The organism is Kangiella koreensis DSM 16069 (genome assembly GCF_000024085.1).
GTDB lineage: Bacteria > Pseudomonadota > Gammaproteobacteria > Enterobacterales > Kangiellaceae > Kangiella > Kangiella koreensis.
On the sequence record NC_013166.1, the window covers coordinates 1159444 to 1178858 of the forward strand.

Here is a 19415-nt window from a genome sequence, read left to right on the forward strand (position 1 = left end):
TTCAAAAGCGATAAAAAAATGTTTTTGAAAAGGTGTTGACAGGAAGTTGAGGCGCACTATAATGCGCGCCGGCTCTGAGGAAACTCGGAGGCATTTCGAAGGAGCGAAATGGTTGATAATTGTTTGTTTAACAGAAAGTTAAAAAAGATTATCAAAAGATGTTGACAGGAGGTTGGGGCGATATATAATGTGCGCCCACTTGAGCGGAGCTGGTTCTTCGTCAAGACGTTCTTTAACAGATAGATAAGACAATTTGTGTGGGCACTTATGTCGATGATGTAATCCATTTATCGATTGAGTGACCAACACCCTGAAAGACAATTCGTTCTATTTATAGGACAAAGATGTAATTCAAAGTTGGTGATTCGTCGAGTCAAGATATACCGAAGGTTTCGGCCTTCAAGAAAACTTAAACTGAAGAGTTTGATCATGGCTCAGATTGAACGCTGGCGGTATGCTTAACACATGCAAGTCGAACGGTAACATGAAAAAGCTTGCTTTTTTGATGACGAGTGGCGGACGGGTGAGTAACACGTAGGAATCTACCGAGTAGCGGGGGATAGCCCGGAGAAATCCGGATTAATACCGCATGTGCACTTCGGTGTAAAGAGGGCCTCTTCTTGAAAGCTCTCACTATTCGATGAGCCTGCGTCAGATTAGCTTGTTGGTGGGGTAATGGCCTACCAAGGCGACGATCTGTAGCTGGTCTGAGAGGATGATCAGCCACACTGGGACTGAGACACGGCCCAGACTCCTACGGGAGGCAGCAGTGGGGAATATTGGACAATGGGCGCAAGCCTGATCCAGCAATACCGCGTGTGTGAAGAAGGCCTTCGGGTTGTAAAGCACTTTCAATAGGGAGGAAGGCTTGATGGTTAATACCCATTGAGATTGACGTTACCTATAGAAGAAGCACCGGCTAACTCCGTGCCAGCAGCCGCGGTAATACGGAGGGTGCAAGCGTTAATCGGAATTACTGGGCGTAAAGCGCGCGTAGGCGGATGATTAAGTCAGATGTGAAAGCCCCGGGCTCAACCTGGGAACTGCATTTGAGACTGGTCGTCTAGAGTACAGAAGAGGGGGGTGGAATTCCAGGTGTAGCGGTGAAATGCGTAGATATCTGGAGGAACATCAGTGGCGAAGGCGACCCCCTGGTCTGATACTGACGCTGAGGTGCGAAAGCGTGGGTAGCGAACAGGATTAGATACCCTGGTAGTCCACGCCGTAAACGATGTCTATTAGCTGTTGGGTATATTAAAATACTTAGTGGCGCAGCTAACGCGATAAATAGACCGCCTGGGGAGTACGGCCGCAAGGTTAAAACTCAAATGAATTGACGGGGGCCCGCACAAGCGGTGGAGCATGTGGTTTAATTCGATGCAACGCGAAGAACCTTACCAGGTCTTGACATCCAGAGAACTTTCCAGAGATGGATTGGTGCCTTCGGGAACTCTGAGACAGGTGCTGCATGGCTGTCGTCAGCTCGTGTCGTGAGATGTTGGGTTAAGTCCCGTAACGAGCGCAACCCTTGTCCTTAGTTGCTAACATTAAGTTGAGAACTCTAAGGAGACTGCCGGTGACAAACCGGAGGAAGGTGGGGACGACGTCAAGTCATCATGGCCCTTACGACCTGGGCTACACACGTGCTACAATGGGCAGTACAGAGGGTTGCCAACCCGCGAGGGGGAGCTAATCTCATAAAGCTGTTCGTAGTCCGGATTGTTCTCTGCAACTCGAGAACATGAAGTCGGAATCGCTAGTAATCGTGGATCAGAATGCCACGGTGAATACGTTCCCGGGCCTTGTACACACCGCCCGTCACACCATGGGAGTTGTTTGCACCAGAAGTAGCTAGCTTAACATTGGGCGGTTACCACGGTGTGGTCAATGACTGGGGTGAAGTCGTAACAAGGTAGCCGTAGGGGAACCTGCGGCTGGATCACCTCCTTACAGACTAAGATTACGTAAATCTCATAAGTGTTCACACAAATTGTCTTATCCACTGAACTTGATCGGTTGTGCAGGCCATATAGTGTCTGTAACAAGACAGATAATAGGTCTGTAGCTCAGCTGGTTAGAGCGCACCCCTGATAAGGGTGAGGTCGGCAGTTCAAGTCTGCCCAGACCTACCAAATTACGTTGTTGCTTAATGGTGACGATGGCGTTTGCATTTTGCGTTTAAGGTATTGACCTAAAACACAAGATTGACCGATATCAAATGGGGCTATAGCTCAGCTGGGAGAGCGCCTGCCTTGCACGCAGGAGGTCAGCGGTTCGATCCCGCTTAGCTCCACCATTTCCGATCAAGGGTTCTGAAGTATCAAGATGAATAGGAAGACTTATTCATCTGGGTATTTATGACCAGAACAAGTTCTTTAACAATTTGGTAGAAGCTAGTAAAAAAATTTGTAAGTAAAATTTGTATTCATCATGTTAGCGATATTTATCATAAGTCGGATAGATATCGAAGTAATAACTAGGTTGTTTGCATTATGTGATCTCAAACTATTTGGGGTTATATAGTCAAGTGACTAAGAGCATGCGGTGGATGCCTAGGCGACAGAAGGCGATGAAGGACGTGGTAGTCTGCGATAAGCCTCGGGGAGTTGACAACAAACGTTATATCCGAGGATTTCCGAATGGGGAAACCCAGCCAGTATAAGCTGGTTATCAATAACTGAATACATAGGTTATTGAGGCGAACGCGGGGAACTGAAACATCTAAGTACCCGTAGGAACAGAAATCAACCGAGATTCCGTCAGTAGCGGCGAGCGAACGCGGATTAGCCCTTAAGCTTCTAATGAGTTAGTGGAACAGTCTGGAAAGTCTGGCGATACAGGGTGATAGCCCCGTACACGAAAGCGAATTGGAAGTGAAAACGAGTAGGTCGGGACACGTGTTATCTTGACTGAACATGGGGGGACCATCCTCCAAGGCTAAATACTCTCTGTCGACCGATAGTGAACCAGTACCGTGAGGGAAAGGCGAAAAGAACCCCAGTGAGGGGAGTGAAATAGACCCTGAAACCGCATGCTTACAAGCAGTGGAAGCACGATTTAGTCGTGTGACTGCGTACCTTTTGTATAATGGGTCAGCGACTTACTCTTCAGTAGCGAGGTTAACCGAATAGGGGAGCCGTAGGGAAACCGAGTCTTAATAGGGCGCTCAGTTGCTGGAGGTAGACCCGAAACCCGGTGATCTATCCATGGTCAGGTTGAAGGTTGGGTAACACCAACTGGAGGACCGAACCCACTTATGTTGCAAAATGAGGGGATGAACTGTGGATCGGAGTGAAAGGCTAATCAAACCGGGAGATAGCTGGTTCTCCTCGAAATCTATTTAGGTAGAGCCTCACGTATTACCCTAGGGGGTAGAGCACTGTTTCGGCTAGGGGGTCATCCCGACTTACCAACCCGATGCAAACTCCGAATACCTAGGAGTACAGCGTGGGAGACACACGGCGGGTGCTAACGTCCGTCGTGGAAAGGGAAACAACCCAGACCGCCAGCTAAGGTCCCAAAGTTATCGCTAAGTGGGAAACGATGTGGGAAGGCTTAGACAGCTAGGAGGTTGGCTTAGAAGCAGCCACCCTTTAAAGAAAGCGTAATAGCTCACTAGTCGAGTCGGCCTGCGCGGAAGATGTAACGGGGCTAAGCGATACACCGAAGCTGCGGAATATACTTTTAGTATATTGGTAGAGGAGCGTTCTGTAAGCCGTTGAAGGTGACTTGAGAAGGTTGCTGGAGGTATCAGAAGTGCGAATGCTGACATGAGTAACGTTAATGCGGGTGAAAAACCCGCACGCCGGAAGACCAAGGGTTCCTGTTCGACGTTAATCGGAGCAGGGTGAGTCGACCCCTAAGGCGAGGCAGAGATGCGTAGTCGATGGGAAACAGGTTAATATTCCTGTACCGGTGTATATTGTGATGGAGAGACGGAGAAGGCTAGGCCAGCGCGGCGACGGTTGTCCGCGTTTAAGGTGGTAGGCTTGTGACTTAGGTAAATCCGGGTTGCTTTAAGGCCGAGAGCTGATGACGAGGTCCCACGGGACTGAAGTGGTTGATGCCAGGCTTCCAGGAAAATCTTCTAAACTTCAGATATACACCGATCGTACCCCAAACCAACACTGGTGGTCAGGTAGAGAATACTAAGGCGCTTGAGAGAACTCGGGTGAAGGAACTAGGCAAAATGGCACCGTAACTTCGGGAGAAGGTGCGCCGGTTTTGGTGATAGGACTTGCTCCTTGAGCTGAGACCGGTCGAAGATACCAGGTGGCTGCGACTGTTTATCAAAAACACAGCACTCTGCAAACACGAAAGTGGACGTATAGGGTGTGACGCCTGCCCGGTGCCGGAAGGTTAATTGATGGGGTTATTCTTCGGAAGAAGCTCTTGATCGAAGCCCCGGTAAACGGCGGCCGTAACTATAACGGTCCTAAGGTAGCGAAATTCCTTGTCGGGTAAGTTCCGACCTGCACGAATGGCGTAACGACGGCCACACTGTCTCCACCCGAGACTCAGTGAAATTGAAATCGCAGTGAAGATGCTGTGTACCCGCGGCTAGACGGAAAGACCCCGTGAACCTTTACTACAGCTTCACACTGGACTTAGAACCTGCTTGTGTAGGATAGCTGGGAGACTTTGAAGCATGCACGCCAGTGTGTGTGGAGTCGACCTTGAAATACCAGCCTGGTATGTTTTGAGTTCTAACTCAGGTCCGTTATCCGGATCGAGGACAGTGTGTGGTGGGTAGTTTGACTGGGGCGGTCTCCTCCCAAAGAGTAACGGAGGAGCACGAAGGTTGGCTAATCATGGTCGGAAATCATGAGGTTAGTGTAATGGCACAAGCCAGCTTAACTGCGAGACTGACACGTCGAGCAGGTACGAAAGTAGGTCATAGTGATCCGGTGGTTCTGTATGGAAGGGCCATCGCTCAACGGATAAAAGGTACTCCGGGGATAACAGGCTGATACTACCCAAGAGTTCATATCGACGGTAGTGTTTGGCACCTCGATGTCGGCTCATCTCATCCTGGGGCTGTAGCCGGTCCCAAGGGTATGGCTGTTCGCCATTTAAAGAGGTACGCGAGCTGGGTTCAGAACGTCGTGAGACAGTTCGGTCCCTATCTGCCGTGGGCGTTGGAGATTTGAGAGGAGCTGCTCCTAGTACGAGAGGACCGGAGTGGACGAACCTCTGGTGTTCCGGTTGTCACGCCAGTGGCATTGCCGGGTAGCTATGTTCGGACAGGATAACCGCTGAAAGCATCTAAGCGGGAAGCCCCCCTCAAGATGAGATCTCCCTGAGACTTTAAGTCTCCTGAAGAGCCGTTGTAGACTACGACGTTGATAGGTCAGGTGTGGAAGCGTTGTGAGACGTTAAGCTAACTGATACTAATTGCTCGAGAGGCTTGACTATATAACACCCAAGTGGTTTGTTATGTAGGCAATAACTTAGACATAATTATTAACACCCGACGTGGTGAATACTGCATACAGATTGCATACGGCTTCTACCGAATTGAAAGACTTGTCCGAGCATAGATACTCAATTTTTTATGCTTGGCGACAATAGAGAGTTGGAACCACCTGATCCCATCCCGAACTCAGAAGTGAAACGACTCATCGCCGATGGTAGTGTGGGGCTTCCCCATGTGAGAGTAGGTCATCGCCAAGCGCTTATACTGAAAAGCCCCAGCAGCAATGCTGGGGCTTTTTTATTACCCCATCGAAAAGCTAATGTTATATTACCTGGGCTCCACCCCTAAAGGGACTTCCTTCGGTCGTGGGACAAACTTGCTTGGGGTAAAGTAGAGTAGGTGACTGACAGCCTTGATATGCAAGGCTGGAGGAAATACCTTTAGGTATCACCAAAAACCGCTCCAGACGTTTCACCAAGGGCACTTCCAAAGGTCGTTGGCATTCACGACATCCCTGTCGATTATCGCCATACCCTAAGGGGCACGTGAGCGCTTATACTGAAAAGCCCCATCTAGTTTGGTCAACCGTGGACTGTGACGGTTAAATATTTGATAGATGGATTATTATATGGGCTTATTGTAGGCGCTACTTTTATGTGGCTCTGGCCAAGCGCCATTTAAAACTGATACAGGGCCTCAATGAGGCCATTTTCGTTACTATCTAATTACTAGTGCTTGTTTATTCACTGCTATACTAAACAAAGAGTTGTCACTTTTATTGATACTTAATCGTCTTAGGTATTAATCTGATTAAGGGTTTATTCTTTGTGTCTTTTGCAACACCTTGTTCAAAAAAACTTATAAAACAAGCTCTGGCTGGTGACAGAACTGCTTATGGTCAAATTTATAACATCTATAAGCAGCCGGTATACAGCTTGGCTTACAGGATGTTGCAAAATCCAGATGCGGCATTAGACATATTACAGCAGGTATTCTTAAAATTAATGACTCGTTTAAGCGACGTTAAAGATCCTTCAAAGCTTGGCTCTTGGCTAAAGCGAGTAACTTACAACTGTGTAATCGATCATATTAGAGGCAATGGGCGTGAGGTTGTTGGTTTTGAAGATGACCATTTTGTAAATGATACCTTCTCAGCGCAACATCAATCTTTCGCTGATTACGATTTAGACACGCTTTTACAAGCATTATCGGTAAGAGAGAGAGCGGTACTGATTTTATTTTCGATTGAAGAGTATACACACCAAGAGATTGCTTCAGAAATGGGCATTAGCGAAAGCAACTCTAAGCAAATTTATAGCCGTTCTTTAAAGAAACTATCCCAACTTGCTCGGTTGGAACGCTACAGTGGTAAAGAGGTTAATTCTTATGAGTAAACAATCATTGATAGAGCACCAATTGTTCAGTAGCTGGCAGGAAGCTAAAGAGCTAACTATTCCTGAAAAAGTTGACCAAGCTGCTGAATCCGCTGTTATGGACGCTTTTGATAAACGCTATTCCAAAACTGGCCCCAGCATAAGTAAATCAGGTTACGTTTGGTTTTATGCTATGGCGGCGAGCTTTTTACTGGCCATTGTTTCTTGGCAGTCTTTGTTTCAGGAGCAGTTGTCTAATGATGAATTTTCACAACCAACAAAAATGTTGCTATTGGCCATCAATGAATCCAAGAAGCTTGAAGCGGCATTTGAGCAGTTAAAGCACGAGCCTCTTAGTGAGTTTGTTTATGTTGAAAAATTTCAATTAGAAAAGGAGCTATTGCTAATTAATAGCAAACTTGCTGAAGCCTATCATAATCGAGATAACCTGCATGATAAGTTGCAACTCTGGCATCAGAAAAACCAAACATTGTCTCAATTAAATGCACTGATGAAAAATGGAGGTAACGCTCATGCAACCCATATATAGGAGTCCACTTATGGTGATCAAAGCTATTTTGTTATTTGCCTTTTTGATAGGTCCTGTGGGTGTGTTAGGCAAAACTCAAGAGTTAAGAAGCGCAGAAGCACAAATTCTTGCTGAAAATCTAAAGCGAGAAATTAGCAGTACCCTTGCAGAAATTAACCGTCTAGAGAAGAAAGAAAATACAGATTCAAGCTCTTTATCATTTGTTTTATCTCAACCTGCTTATAGTTTTATAAATTTTGGTGTAGTGATTGATCCAGAAGCAAGTGCAGTCCTTTCTGTTTCGCCCCGCTCAAATGCCGAGGCTTTAGGTCTTAAGTCGGGTGATGTTATAGAACGATTGAGTGTTGATGGGGAGATTATCACCAATATATCTGATGGCCTTAAATTGAAACCAGGTAGTACTATTGAAGCCCAAGTTCAAAGAGGGAGTGGTGTAGTAACACTTAATACCGTCGCTCAAAGTTATATGACTCCTGCTTGGAGCTTACAGGTTTCTGCAAATGATTCAGTCCAGAATGAATCTGAACTAACGGGGTGTGGGTACCTTTCGGTCTTTTTTACTCCGCCCGGAACAAAGTATCAATACCCTGCTAAAGTATTTGAAATTGATGGAGAAAGCGGATTTCATTTCAGAGATACTATAAAGCTGCCCGCCGGACTACATACTTTAAAGGTACATGAATATATTCCGGATAATAGGATGTCCCGACGGAAACCGGGTATAGAAAGGGCTAAAACTTTGCAGTTAACTGTTGAGCCGAATAAGACCTACCATATTGCAGCACAATTCGAACCCCAAAAGCGTTTGACTATTGTAGATGAGACATATTGGGAGCCAGTTGTATGGAAGGTTTCAGAATCTAAATGTAGGCCCTAGTAGGCTTTATCTTCAAGAGTAATGCAAATGCCTACTAAGCCAAGTAGGCATTTGCGGTTTGTAATATCTTATTTTTACTAAAGATGAACTGTCGTTTTTTACCACCAACCTGATCCCAAAGGACAGCGCTCCGTATTGCAGCGAGTAATAAAGCACGGATCTTTGCTTGATTAGCAGACTGTTCAAGGTAGCGGCCATTGCCGGTTACTTGAATCTTAGCCGAGTAGGTTGAAATCGTGTCCTTATAAATATTAGCTAATTGCTCAATGAGATCGTGATTTATACCTTCGTGATACTCATGGAGTCGATTGGCTTGCTTAACTCTGGAGGCCATCACCTCTTGCATTTTGCTATCGGATAAAAATCGTTTTGCTAAGTTAAGCACGCCTACCAAATAACGGCCAAAGTCCGCATCCGCTTTGTTGCCTGATAACTGCTCGCTAAGCACTTTGAATCCAGTGTGTAAATATTTATGGTTCTTATAAATATCTTCTGCTTTGTTTGCATTCGTTTTTAAAACACTTTCAAGCATAATCTCAACGTCGGTTGGATCTGCTTCTCCGGTTCTTGCAATAGCGCGGACACACTCTAAAGCTTGGCAAATACCAGCCAAAGCTAGAACAATATTGGGGTAATTCGGTTGATTCATATTATCGTCTTATTTCTTTAATTATGCCGCCACCGAGGCAGACTTCGCCCTGATAGAAGACTACTGATTGTCCTGGCGTAACTGCTCGCTGTTTGTCATCGAATTCTACCAGCCATTGGGTGTCATTCAAGCGTTTAACCTGACATGGTACATCGTCTTGGCGATAGCGAGTTTTTGCTGTACATCTAAACTCATCAGAAGGCGGTTCTGTTGCAATCCAATCTAATTTGTCCGCAATTAAGCCGTGACTCATTAATAGAGGGTGTTCATGACCTTGGCCGACAATTAACACGTTACGTTTAAGATCTTTATTCAAGGTAAACCAAGGTTCCTCAGATGAGTCCTGTCTGCCACCAATCCCTAAGCCTTTACGTTGACCAAGAGTGTGATACATCAGGCCATTATGCTTTCCAATAACTTCACCTTCAGGCGTTTCTATGTTACCTGGTTGGGCGGGCAGGTATTGTTGTAAAAAGTCAGTGAATTTTCGCTCGCCAATGAAACATATTCCGGTGCTGTCTTTTTTCTTGGCGGTCACCAGACCTTGCTCTTCGGCAATTTTTCTGACTTCCGGTTTTTCAATACAACCTACTGGGAACAGCGTCTTTGCTATTTTTTCATGGCTAACACCGTACAAGAAATAGGACTGATCTTTATTGAGATCAAGACCTCTTAATAGCGTTGCCTTTCCGTCAGCCTCACCACGACGAACATAATGCCCAGTCGCAATATAATCAGCGCCTAGTAACTGTGCGTAATCAAGGAAGGCTTTAAATTTAATTTCTTTGTTGCACATGATGTCAGGGTTTGGAGTGCGCCCAGCTTTATATTCTTCTAAGAAATATTCGAAGACTCTATCCCAATATTCTGCTGCAAAGTTGACTGTTCGTAACTTGATACCAAGCTTATCGCACACTGCTTGCGCATCGGCTAGGTCTTCTGCTGCGGAGCAATACTCATCGGTGTCATCCTCTTCCCAGTTTTTCATGAACAGGCCTTCAACCTGATAGCCTTGTTTTTTTAGTAGGTAAGCGGAAACAGAAGAGTCGACACCGCCGGACATGCCAACGATAACGTGAGTGTTTTCAGGTGCTTTATCAGTCATTATAAAATTACTTAGCTTGAAGCTGTTTTAAAAAGTTAATGCCTTCTCGCTGTAAGGCAAGCTCATCCTGAGTGCATAGTAGCGATTCAAGTGAGAATCTTTGGCCTTTGAGATAGTCCTTAAGACATTGCACAATCAAGCCGGTTCTGTGCTGTGGCAAAACGGCCAAAATCTCATCAATAGTCATCCAATGGGCTGCGATAATATCACTATCTTCTGGCGCTAGCTTTAGCGGCTGCTGAACGTTACCGGTAAAACAGAACCGTTGGTAATATTGATTATTAGCAGCTGGGTTCAAAGTATAGGTGCCGACTAACTCATTCGGTTTGAAAATCAACCCAGTCTCTTCTTTAACTTCTCGAATAATAGCGTCTACCAGGCTTTCATCGGATTCCAAGTGTCCTGCAGGTTGATTAAAGACGATTTCGCCCCTAGACGTTTTCTCTTCGACCATAAGAAAGCGGTCATTATGCTCGATAATTGCCGCGACAGTGACATGAACAGGTAGCATGCAGGCCTATGTATTTACAGGATTGAAATGAGCGCGTATTTTAGCTTATTTATGGCGTTGGCTAAACCTTTTTGATTGGGTGCTTTTGTTTCTTGGGCCTGCCATCGCTTTGGGAGTCGACACCTCAATGACTTTATATTCTCCAACCTTTAAGTCATCTAGCTGCCATTGACCAATTTGTGCACGTATAAGCCGTAATGTTGGGAAGCCAACAGCGGCAGTCATACGTCGAACCTGGCGGTTTTTGCCTTCGCTGATAGTTATTTCTAGCCATGATGTGGGGATATTCTTGCGTTCGCGTATTGGTGGGTTTCTAGGCCATACCTCAGGTGTTTCAAGTAAGCGCACCTTCGCTGGTTTAGTTTTATAATTCTGAATGATTACTCCTAGCCTGAGTGGCTCAAGCTCATTATCTTCTGGTACACCTTCAACCTGTACCCAATAAGTCTTTTCCATTTTGTGCTTCGGGCTGGCAATTTGATTCTGCAGTTGACCATCATCTGTCAGCAGCAATAGCCCCTCGGAGTCTTTATCAAGTCTACCGGCGGGGTAGACCTCCGGGATATCAATGTAGTCAGCCAAGGTACTGTCACCATTTTCACCAGTAAACTGGCAAAGGGTATTGAAGGGTTTGTTGAATAGAACCAGTTTGCTCATAAATAGTATTGTTACTGTTTATATTTTGTTCAGAATTGAGGCCGCTGAATCAAGCCTTGCTTGAATATCAACCGATTGTACCCATTATCTTGACCAATATCAGTATTGGTGTGGTTAAGTTTATCGCCACCACATGCAGGCAATGAAATTTTCGCGTATAATTTGCGCCACCAACAGTTAGGGTGCACAGCGAAATAGCGCCCAGGACTTTAATTCATCACGTGCTAGCTCTTGATTCGCGGCACATAAATTAGGATGCATCATGACAAGTTCAAAGATTATTTATACAAAAACTGATGAGGCCCCAGCTCTAGCAACCTATTCTTTGCTACCAATTGTTGAGGCGTTTGCTAAAGCTGCTGGCATCGAAGTAGAAACCAGTGACATTTCCCTGGCAGGACGTGTAATAGCCAGTTTCCCTGAATATCTTAAAGAAGAACAACGTATTCCTGATGCTTTAGCTGAATTAGGCGAATTAGTTAAAAAGCCTGAAGCTAACATTATTAAATTGCCGAATATCAGTGCTTCGATTCCGCAGTTGAAAGCTACGATCAAAGAATTACAGGACAAGGGCTACGCACTTCCTGATTATCCCGATAATGCATCTAGTGATGAAGAAAAAGATATCCGTAACCGTTATGACAAAATCAAGGGTAGTGCAGTAAACCCAGTATTGCGCGAAGGTAACTCTGACCGTCGCGCACCGAATGCGGTTAAAAATTACGCGAAAAAGAACCCTCACTCAATGGGTGAATGGTCCAAAGATTCTAAGTCACACGTTGCCAGCATGCAGTCTGGTGATTTCTTCTCCAACGAAAAATCAATTACTGTTGATGGTAACAATGACGTAAAAATTGAATTCGTTGGTAATGACGGTAGCAAGCAAGTTCTAAAGGAATCCACTCCTTTGCTAGCAGGTGAAGTGATTGATGCGACTGTGTTGAATAAGAATGCATTGGTTAAGTTTCTGGAAGAGCAAGTTGAAGACGCGAAGAAGCAGGATGTTCTTTTCTCTTTGCATATGAAAGCGACCATGATGAAGGTTTCTGACCCGATTATTTTTGGTCATGGTGTAAAGGTATTCTTCAAAGACGTATTTGAAAAGCATGCCGATGCATTGGCGCAGGTTGGTGCTAATCCTAATAATGGCTTTGGTAATGTCTTATCTGCCATAGAGTCTCTACCAGCAGAAAAACGCGATGAAATTAAAGCAGATATTGAAGCGGTTTATGCTAAGAATCCAGAGCTGGCGATGGTCAACTCAGACAAAGGCATTACTAACCTGCATGTTCCAAGCGACGTGATTATTGACGCCTCCATGCCGGCAATGATTCGTACTTCTGGCATGATGTGGGGTCCTGATGGCCAGCCTAAAGACACTAAGGCAGTTATTCCCGACAGCAGCTATTCAGGTGTTTACAGCGCCACTATCGATTTCTGTAGAGAACATGGCGCTTTTGACCCACGTACTATGGGTACGGTACCAAACGTTGGCTTGATGGCGCAGAAAGCGGAAGAATACGGCTCGCACGATAAGACTTTTGAAATGACTGGCAATGGTCATGTTCGCGTTACTGATAAAGACGGTAATGTGGTTCTTGAACACGCCGTGGAAGAAGGTGATATCTGGCGCATGTGTCAGGTTAAAGACGCACCAATCCGTGATTGGGTCAAACTAGCGGTAACTCGCTCACGCTTAAGTGGCATGCCTGCAGTCTTCTGGTTAGACAAAAATCGTGCTCATGACGCGCAATTGATTCAGAAAGTAGAAACTTATCTGAAAGATCATGATACGAGTGGTCTTGAAATCCATATCATGTCACCAGTTGATGCGACCAAGTTTACGCTACAACGCATGAAAGACGGTAAAGACACTATTTCAGTGACTGGTAACGTATTACGTGACTACTTAACTGATTTGTTCCCTATTCTTGAGCTAGGCACCAGCGCGAAAATGCTTTCAATTGTGCCATTGATGAATGGTGGCGGTCTGTTTGAAACTGGTGCCGGTGGTTCTGCTCCTAAGCATGTACAGCAGTTTATGGAAGAAAACCACTTACGTTGGGATTCATTAGGCGAATTCTTGGCATTGGCAGTTTCTTTCGAGCATATGGCTCAGACAACCAACAATAAGAAGGCTCAGGTCTTAGCTGATACTCTTGATCGTGCAACAGGTAAGTTCCTTGATAACGGTAAGTCGCCATCACGCAAAGTTAACGAGCTTGATAATCGCGGAAGCCACTTCTATTTGGCAATGTACTGGGCTCAAGAGCTTGCTAGCCAAACTGATGATGCTGAGCTAAAAGGGCTTTTTGCCAAAGTTTCTGAGGCATTGACCAGCAATGAGGCAAAAATCGTAGATGAGCTTAATGCAGTTCAGGGGCAAGCAATGGATATCGGTGGTTATTATAAGCCTGATGATAACCTTGGTTTTAAAGCAATGCGTCCAAGCACAACTTTAAACACCGCTTTAGAACTGATTTAATTTCTTAGGTGTAGCAACACACAAAAAAGGCGCCAACAGGCGCCTTTTTTGTGCAGATAAATTACTTCAGCGTGTTTGTTTTATTGTTGCTACTGTCCTGTGAGGGAGAAATTTCAGCATATTATTTGGTTCATTAGAAATATTATCTCTATCTATTAGCAATTTTATTGTTCATGTTTGTCAATAATGGTAAAGTTTGTTAGGAAATTTTGGCCTCGTTGGCAAAAAAGAAAAAAACAATTATTTCAAAGAGATGTATCTTTCTGTACTAATGTAATCACATTTTACTACGTAAAAAGGGGAGTAATAAAATGACAAATGAAGTGAAGGCGGGGTTGAAATTAAAGCCCTTATGTAAAGCCGTGAGCTGTGCTTTAGCTTTATCTACGCTGGCAATGCCTGTTTATTCGGCAGAGCAAGAGTCAGAAACTGAGGAAACTGAGGCGGAACGAATAGTCGTCACAGGGTCCAGAATTCGAGTTGATGAAGCTAATGATACTGTTCCTATTGAGGTCATTTTGGCTGAAGATGCCATTGATCGGGGCTTAACTGATATAGGATCTCTCTTAAGAGAGTCGACTCTGGCTTCTGGCTCTCCTCAGGTAACCGCAGCTACTTCTACAGAATTTGTACAAAGCGGTGGTACTGGGGCTGAAACATTATCATTGCGGGGGCTAGGTGCAAATAGAACTCTTGTTCTGTTAAATGGTCGTCGTGCTGGTCCTGCAGGTACACGCGGTGAAGTATCTTCATTTGACTTTAACACTATTCCTTTGTCTGCTGTCCATCGAATTGAAATTCTTAAAGATGGTGCGTCTTCTTTATACGGCTCCGATGCGGTAGCAGGTGTGGTTAACATCATTACGAAACAGGGCGATGGCGGTACTATTGAAGGCTTTACCTCGCAACCTGCTGATTCTGGCGGTGAGCGCTCACGGTTTAGTGCTACTTGGGGCGATAGCAGTGACAGTGGAAACTTCCGACTTGTATTCGACCATGATCGCCAATCAAAGTTAGCTCGTGGTGACCGCGATTATTTTGCATGCGGTGAGAGATATTACTTTGATGCCGCAACAGGCGGACGAGCGGATATCATTGATCCAAGAACAGGCGCTTATCATTGTAATGACTTAGCATGGGGTCATGTTTGGTTATATGATTATGCGGAAGATTTCTATGGAAGCACCAATGTTACCGGTAACTTGGCGCAATATGATTATGATGGTGACTTAGGTAACTATATTAATCCACCCGCGCCACCAAGTCATGCTGGTGATATTGTAATGCCGGAGGGATGGTTTCTTGTAAACGGTTTATCTCCAGTGTTAAACGCAGATCATCCGTTCCAAGATAGAGAAAGTCTTATTCCAGAGTCTGAGCGTACTACGTTTATGGCACTTGGGGAGTATTACTTCTCTGATACCACAACCGGTTATGCGGAAGTATTATTGAACCGACGTGAGACGCAAACTCAGGGTTATCGCCAATTCTGGGGCTATATTTACAATGAGAACTTTTTTGCTGGAAACTCACTCAGCGAAGGGTGGACTGGTGCGCAGTGGCTAAGCCCGACCCCTATTACCGATCATAGCTTCTCTGATATCAGTGTAGATTACAGCCGTTTTGTTACTGGGTTAAATGGTGAACTTGGAGAGTGGTATTGGGATATGTCATTACAAGCCAGCCGCTCTGATGGTACCTACAGTAACGCTATTATTTATAATGATTCAATTGTAGATCAAAACTGGCTTACTGGTTCTTGCCAAGGTATGACTACCTCCGTACGTGGAGTTGACTGTGTAGATATTCCATGGTTAGACCCACAATTTTTGGCTGGGAATATTTCACCAGAAGTTAGTGATTTCCTATTTGGAGTCGATACGGGGAATACAATTTACAATCAAAGAACATTTGAAGCCACTATTACCGGTGATGCGTTCGAAATGCCCAGTGGTAAATACAGCGGCGTAGCCTTTGGTATTCAGTATCAGCATGATGAAATTGAAGACACTCCTGGAGAGCAGACCTTATTAAGAAACGTTTGGGGTTCAAGCGCTGCGGGAGTTACCGCTGGAGCTGTAGAAACTTACGCTGTCTTTGGTGAGATTCAATTGCCATTATTAGCTGATGTGGCGGGTGCAGAACGACTAGACCTTTCGGTTTCTGCAAGATACACAGATGTGCCTGATGCAGGCTCAGATACCACTTATAAAGCTGGCTTAGCTTGGGAAATTGTTGATGGGTTTACAATACGTGGCTCACATGGCACCTCCTTCAGAGCACCAGCACTATATGAGCTATTCTTAGCCGATCAAACATCTTTTATAGGTCAACGTAGCATTGACCCTTGTATTAACTGGCAACAGAATCTAGATGATAATGCAATTTCGCAACGTCTTGCAGATAACTGTGCGGCAGATGGTATTCCTGGTGATTTTGCTGGCGCAGCTATCTCGGCAACGGTATCAACTGGTGGCGGCTACGGTGTATTAGAGTCAGAAACCTCTGAGTCAAATACATGGGGTATCATTTGGAGACCAGATTTTGCAGATTTAAGTATATCTATCGATTACTTTGACTTCTTAATTGAGGGTGAAGTAACTCAACTTGGTGCAGGGAACATTGTATTCCAATGTTACGACTCTGAGTTTTTTGCCACAGATCCTCTATGCGCACAGTTTGAACGCGATCCAATTGATAACCGAATTTCAATTGTAAGAGATCAGTTCATCAATATTGCCAAGCAAGAAAATAGTGGTTATGACTTTAAAATTCAGTATAGAACTGAGCTGCCATTCGGTGAGTTACTTCTTTCTACTGAGCATACTTACCAAAAAGAGTCTAAACGTGGTTTATTTGTTGATACTGTTGAAGACTTTAACGGCACGCTGGGAGATCCTAAACATACAGGTAATGGCTTAGTGCGATTCTCTAGGGATAACTGGTATGTTAGTTGGTTTACCAACTTTATCGGCAAAGCTGATAACTATGACTTCGCTAATGAGTTCATCACTTTTTCACCCGCCGGACCCGGGACTGATAATGTAAGACGAGTAGGTCACGCTCCAGGTACTGCTTACCATTCACTATCCTTTGGTTATGACTTTGAAGATAGCGGTATCTCAACTGTATTCGGTGTGAGAAACCTTACTGATAAAGAGCCACCACGGATTAGTACTGGTATGGGAAGTAAGATTGGTAACTCAGCTTTTTATAGTCAATATGACTTTATTGGGCGTAGTTACTTCTTGAACCTTAAATACGATTTCTAATAGAAGGTAGTGAAAAAAAGCCGACGAAAGTCGGCTTTTTTATAGTAATATTATGCTATCAAGCAAGCTTAAAGAAAAAGATAAATACTATGCCAAGAATTATTGCTAAACCCGATAACCTAAACGAACTAAATAAAAATTTTGCGCAGAGCAAATTAACTCAGCCCATTTTCTTAAACTCTGTACCCAAGTGCGGGACACACTTAATTAGAAATATCTTTAGGATGTTCGTTCCTGTAGAGCAGCAGTATCACAAAGCATTTATACAAATCCCATTATTAAATCAGCATAAATCTGAGGCATACAATATAAATGATCCAAAACTCAGCTGGGGACATTTACTGTTCTCAGATGAATCAGCCATGGCTTTGCACGGAGTGAAGCACATTGTTGTTGTAAGAGACCCTTATGATTGGGTGCTCGCAAGAGCTCGATTCTTTTTATCGGACTCATTTCAGGGTAATTTAGAACACTTGAGAAATGGTAAGTTTACGATAGAACAAATACTCAACATGATGATATTTGGCATTTATCAAAAAGCACCTACATTATACGAGATTTATACGCATAACGCTGTTTCATGGATGACTTCAGAGATTGAGATAGTACGCTACGAAGATATTGTGGCACACTTGAAGAATATCGATACTAATGAGGCCCAAACATTTTTTTCCGGCCTGTTATCTACTGTTTGTGAAGGTGGCAAACTCCCATCTGATTGGCGAGATAGAATTAAAGTCGGCTCTGATAGAAAACAAAGTGGTACTGCACGAGAGAACCTCTATGGAAGTAAGTTTAAAGTCCCAAATGAGCTGCCAGATAGACAAAAAGAATTAGTTGACTACGCTGCACCAGGTTTAAGACGAATTTTGGGCTATGAGTAAATGAATAAAAGAAGAAGGCTTTTAATCGTAGGTGGAGGCTCTTCGGGTTGGATAGTGGCTGCTTATTTAAATTCAGCTCTTAAAGCTTTAAAAGCACCAATTGATGTGGAAATTACTTTAGTTGAGTCACCTGATATCCCTAGAATCTCTGTAGGCGAAGCTACCATTCCTTCGATACGACATTTGCTAGCAACGATTGGTATTAATGAAACTGATTTTATGGTTGCTACGGATGCAACCTTCAAGCAGTCAATACGATATGTTAACTGGGAAAAGCTCAATTCATTTTACCATCATCCGTTTACCAGAGTCAGAAAGCAACCCTTAGATGATTTAGCTGAAAACTGGCTAAAAAGCGATAGAAGTATTCCATTTATGGAAACTTGTTCAGAGCAACCCATTATTTGTGAAATGGGACTCGCTCCGGTTATGTATTCACCATGGGACATGGGGACTCCACTGTCTTATGCATATCATATGAATGCTCAGAAATTTGCAGATTACCTTCGTGATATATCAGTTTCTCGAGGAGTGAATCATGTTTTAGCCAATGTCACTGACATTGAGATGAAGAGTGACAAGCAAATCAAAGCTGTGAATACAGATAATGCTGGGCGTTTGGAAGCTGATTTATTTATTGACTGCACCGGTTTTCGAGCAAAACTGATTGAGGAAAAACTGGGTGTAGGTTTTGAGGATTGCTCACAATGGTTACTGTGCGATCGCGCGGTAGCGATGCATGTTCCTTATGATAAATATTATCCCGGGATGGTAAGGCCCTATACCACAGCGACCGCGCTATCAAATGGTTGGGTGTGGGACATTCCAATGCAAAGTCAACGCTCATTAGGCTATGTGCATTCTAGCGCTTTTATTAGCAAAGAAGCGGCTGAGCGAGAGCTGAGGGCGTATCAAGGAGGAAGCTGTGATGAACTTCCCGCCCGGTTTGTGGATTTTAAAGTGGGTCGGCGTCATAAAGCCTGGGAAGGTAACTGTATAGCGATAGGTTTATCAGGTGGCTTCATTGAGCCACTTGAATCGACCGGGCTTTATTTGAGTGACTTAGGCGCTGTGGCGCTTGCAGAGTACTTTCCTTATAGGGATGAAGATATAGAGGCTTTGTCTTTCCGCTACAACCGGATACTCAGTAATCGTTTTTATGAGATTTTAGATTTTATTAATATGCATTACTGCTTAACGCGCAGAGCGGATACTGAGTTTTGGCGCACGGTACAGAAACCTGAGCATATTACTGATAGGCTTAAGACAAAGCTAGAGTTCTGGGAAAGAAAAATACCGAGTATGTCAGATTTTGATGACCAGTTTTTCCTAAACCAGAATACTGGCTCGTTGGGTAATTTGGGTGCTAATTTTGACTCTAGAGCTCCTGTTGATACTGCGGGGTTATGGAATCATGAAAGTTATCAATGCATTTTATATGGGATGCATTTTAAGTCAAAAATCCCAAGCATTGATATAAGTACAGCATCGCAACTTAATGTGCATCCCTATATATTAAATCGCCTGCAACAGGCAAAGAATAAACTTCCAAAGCATGCTGACTGGTTACAAAGAACCCTTGGAATGAGGCAATACAGGTATTCTTCAAAGCCTGCTGGATGGGTGGTATAGACCT

General features: G+C 44.2%; 11 protein-coding genes, 2 tRNA genes and 3 rRNA genes. 12 read left to right on the forward strand and 4 right to left on the reverse strand.

Translation table 11 applies throughout. The features are described from left to right. Nucleotides 1-411: 411 nt before the first annotated feature. The 8 genes from KKOR_RS05490 to KKOR_RS05525 all read left to right on the forward strand — a co-directional run bounded on the left by KKOR_RS05490 (nt 412) and on the right by KKOR_RS05525 (nt 8216). Nucleotides 412-1950, forward strand: a 16S ribosomal RNA gene (locus KKOR_RS05490). Nucleotides 1951-2055: 105 nt separating this feature from the next. Beyond that, a tRNA-Ile gene (locus tag KKOR_RS05495) sits at nt 2056-2132 on the forward strand. A gap of 88 nt (nt 2133-2220) precedes the next feature. Beyond that, nucleotides 2221-2296 (forward strand) — tRNA-Ala (locus KKOR_RS05500). Between the two features lie 225 nt (nt 2297-2521). Further along, a 23S ribosomal RNA gene (locus KKOR_RS05505) occupies nt 2522-5415 on the forward strand. 142 nt (nt 5416-5557) lie between these two features. Next, nucleotides 5558-5673, forward strand: a 5S ribosomal RNA gene (rrf, locus tag KKOR_RS05510). The 16S, 23S and 5S rRNA genes sit together here with 2 tRNA genes alongside, the layout of an rRNA operon. A gap of 570 nt (nt 5674-6243) precedes the next feature. Further along, a complete protein-coding gene (locus tag KKOR_RS05515) occupies nt 6244-6810 on the forward strand; it encodes an RNA polymerase sigma factor (protein ID WP_012801026.1) in 567 nt (188 codons plus the stop codon). Beyond that, the gene (locus KKOR_RS05520; RefSeq protein ID WP_012801027.1) at nt 6803-7339 is read left to right on the forward strand and encodes a hypothetical protein; all 537 of its coding nucleotides are present in this window, start codon (nt 6803-6805) and stop codon (nt 7337-7339) included. The genes KKOR_RS05515 and KKOR_RS05520 overlap by 8 nt, the downstream gene beginning before the upstream one ends. 10 nt (nt 7340-7349) lie before the next feature. Then, nucleotides 7350-8216 carry a PDZ domain-containing protein gene (locus KKOR_RS05525; protein WP_012801028.1) on the forward strand — a complete coding sequence of 289 codons (867 nt, stop codon included), beginning with the start codon at nt 7350-7352 and terminating at the stop codon, nt 8214-8216. Between the two features lie 34 nt (nt 8217-8250). Here KKOR_RS05525 and hflD read toward each other — a convergent pair whose 3' ends face one another. From hflD to KKOR_RS05545, 4 genes are read right to left on the reverse strand one after another with little or no spacing between them, the layout of a single operon-like run. Next, nucleotides 8251-8865 carry a high frequency lysogenization protein HflD gene (hflD, locus tag KKOR_RS05530; protein WP_012801029.1) on the reverse strand — a complete coding sequence of 205 codons (615 nt, stop codon included), beginning with the start codon at nt 8863-8865 and terminating at the stop codon, nt 8251-8253. Nucleotide 8866: 1 nt separating this feature from the next. After that, nucleotides 8867-9970, reverse strand: coding sequence for a tRNA 2-thiouridine(34) synthase MnmA (mnmA, locus tag KKOR_RS05535; protein ID WP_012801030.1), 1104 nt, complete (start codon nt 9968-9970; stop codon nt 8867-8869). Nucleotides 9971-9977: 7 nt separating this feature from the next. Continuing rightward, on the reverse strand, nt 9978-10481 hold the full coding sequence (locus tag KKOR_RS05540; RefSeq protein WP_012801031.1) for an NUDIX hydrolase: 504 nt from the start codon (nt 10479-10481) through the stop codon (nt 9978-9980). A gap of 45 nt (nt 10482-10526) precedes the next feature. Then, nucleotides 10527-11138, reverse strand: a complete 612-nt coding sequence (locus KKOR_RS05545) for a pseudouridine synthase (protein ID WP_012801032.1) — start codon at nt 11136-11138, stop codon at nt 10527-10529. 262 nt (nt 11139-11400) lie between these two features. Between KKOR_RS05545 and KKOR_RS05550 the strand changes: the two genes are divergently transcribed. From KKOR_RS05550 to KKOR_RS05565, 4 genes are all read left to right on the forward strand, one after another. Then, complete coding sequence (locus KKOR_RS05550; RefSeq protein ID WP_012801033.1) at nt 11401-13623, forward strand: NADP-dependent isocitrate dehydrogenase; 2223 nt, start codon at nt 11401-11403, stop codon at nt 13621-13623. Between the two features lie 311 nt (nt 13624-13934). Next, entirely contained in the window at nt 13935-16895 is a 2961-nt protein-coding gene (locus tag KKOR_RS05555) for a TonB-dependent receptor domain-containing protein (protein ID WP_012801034.1), read from the forward strand. Nucleotides 16896-16984: 89 nt separating this feature from the next. After that, complete coding sequence (locus KKOR_RS05560; protein WP_012801035.1) at nt 16985-17779, forward strand: hypothetical protein; 795 nt, start codon at nt 16985-16987, stop codon at nt 17777-17779. Then, nucleotides 17780-19411: a tryptophan halogenase family protein gene (locus KKOR_RS05565; RefSeq protein ID WP_012801036.1), complete on the forward strand. Its 1632-nt coding sequence runs from the start codon at nt 17780-17782 to the stop codon at nt 19409-19411. Nucleotides 19412-19415 lie beyond the last annotated feature (4 nt).

What these genes read in the sequence shown, in the direction of transcription:
- KKOR_RS05520 (WP_012801027.1), top strand. Translation starts at nt 6,803, where the DNA reads ATGAGTAAACAATCATTGATAGAGCACCAATTGTTCAGTAGCTGGCAG.
- KKOR_RS05525 (WP_012801028.1), top strand. Translation starts at nt 7,350, where the DNA reads ATGGTGATCAAAGCTATTTTGTTATTTGCCTTTTTGATAGGTCCTGTG.
- hflD (WP_012801029.1), bottom strand. Translation starts at nt 8,865, where the DNA reads ATGAATCAACCGAATTACCCCAATATTGTTCTAGCTTTGGCTGGTATT.
- mnmA (WP_012801030.1), bottom strand. Translation starts at nt 9,970, where the DNA reads ATGACTGATAAAGCACCTGAAAACACTCACGTTATCGTTGGCATGTCC.
- KKOR_RS05540 (WP_012801031.1), bottom strand. Translation starts at nt 10,481, where the DNA reads ATGCTACCTGTTCATGTCACTGTCGCGGCAATTATCGAGCATAATGAC.
- KKOR_RS05545 (WP_012801032.1), bottom strand. Translation starts at nt 11,138, where the DNA reads ATGAGCAAACTGGTTCTATTCAACAAACCCTTCAATACCCTTTGCCAG.
- KKOR_RS05550 (WP_012801033.1), top strand. Translation starts at nt 11,401, where the DNA reads ATGACAAGTTCAAAGATTATTTATACAAAAACTGATGAGGCCCCAGCT.
- KKOR_RS05555 (WP_012801034.1), top strand. Translation starts at nt 13,935, where the DNA reads ATGACAAATGAAGTGAAGGCGGGGTTGAAATTAAAGCCCTTATGTAAA.
- KKOR_RS05560 (WP_012801035.1), top strand. Translation starts at nt 16,985, where the DNA reads ATGCCAAGAATTATTGCTAAACCCGATAACCTAAACGAACTAAATAAA.
- KKOR_RS05565 (WP_012801036.1), top strand. Translation starts at nt 17,780, where the DNA reads ATGAATAAAAGAAGAAGGCTTTTAATCGTAGGTGGAGGCTCTTCGGGT.